The organism is Streptomyces aurantiogriseus, assembly GCF_014649375.1.
GTDB lineage: Bacteria > Actinomycetota > Actinomycetes > Streptomycetales > Streptomycetaceae > Streptomyces > Streptomyces aurantiogriseus.
On sequence record NZ_BMSX01000072.1, the window covers coordinates 1 to 1,282 of the forward strand.

Here is a 1,282-nt window from a genome sequence, read left to right on the forward strand (position 1 = left end):
GATTGCTGAAGTCGAGGGCTGGGCTGCGGAGTTGGAGTCTGTCTTCGCGCGGGTGGCGGGCCGGTTCGGTCGTGCGGATCTGCGGTGGCGGATGCGGGACTACGTCCGCGGCCTGCTGGCGCCGGTGGGCCGCAAGAACGGCTGGCAACTGGCCGAGTACGCAGGACATCGTGACCCTGCAGGTCTGCAGCATCTGCTCAACGGTGCCCGCTGGGACGCCGATGCCGTCCGAGACGACCTGAGGGAGTACGTCGGCGAACGGCTGGGCCCGGGCGGAGTGCTGATCATCGATGACACCGGGTTCATCAAGAAAGGCACCACGTCGGCCGGGGTGTCGAGGCAGTACACCGGCACGTCCGGAAAGATCGACAACTGCCAGATCGGTGTCTTCGCGGCCTACGCCACCGGCCATGGCAGAGCCCTCGTCGACCGGGAGCTCTACCTGCCCAAGTGCTGGACCAAGGATCGAGAGCGGTGCCGGGAAGCGAAGATCCCCGACGAGCGCACCTTCGCGACCAAAGGCGAGCTGGCCAGGAGCCTGGTCCGCCGCTGCATTGCCGCAGGCCTGCCCGCCGCATGGGTGACCGCCGATGAAGCCTACGGACAGGACTGGTCCTTCCGCCGCCTGCTCGAACAGCTCGACGTCGGCTATGTCGTGGCGGTGCCGAAGTCCCAGCAGATCAAGTCCCTGGCCGGCATCTGGCGCATCGACCAACTCATCGAGGAAGCACCCGGGGACGCCTGGCAGACCCTGTCCTGCGGCGACGGGGCCAAGGGCCCACGCGTCTACGACTGGGCCGCGGCCAAACTGCCCGCCAACATCATCTTCGACCCGGACCCACCCACCCATCACCGCTGGGTGATGGCCCGACGCAGCCTCTCCGACCCCAGCGAGTTCGCCTACTACCTCGCCTACGCACCTACCGGCGTCGAGATCGCCGAACTGGCCCGAGTCGCCGGCTCACGCTGGGCCATCGAGGAGTGCTTCCAGGCCGCAAAGAATCAGTGCGGCCTAGACGAATACGAAGTTCGACGCTACGTGGGCTGGTATCGCCACATCACCCTGGCCATGCTCGCCCACGCCTTCCTCGCTGTCCTCGCAGCCCAGGCCCAGGACACCGCAAAGGGGGCAGCAGAAACGACACCACCAGCCTCATTCCCCTCACCGTGGCAGAGATCCGGCGCCTACTGGACACTCTCCTGCCCCATCCCAGACCCCACCAGGACCCACGACTCCACGCACTGAACTGGTCCCACTGGCGCAGACACCACCAAGCCATCG

At 66.8% G+C, this 1,282-nt stretch carries 1 protein-coding gene; it reads left to right on the forward strand.

Annotated elements, in window-relative coordinates; all coding sequences use genetic code 11:
* Position 1 precedes the first annotated feature (1 nt).
* The gene (locus IE263_RS48020; protein ID WP_189944458.1) at positions 2 to 1,246 is read left to right on the forward strand and encodes an IS701 family transposase; all 1,245 of its coding nucleotides are present in this window, start codon (positions 2 to 4) and stop codon (positions 1,244 to 1,246) included.
* The last annotated feature ends 36 nt before the right edge of the window (positions 1,247 to 1,282 follow it).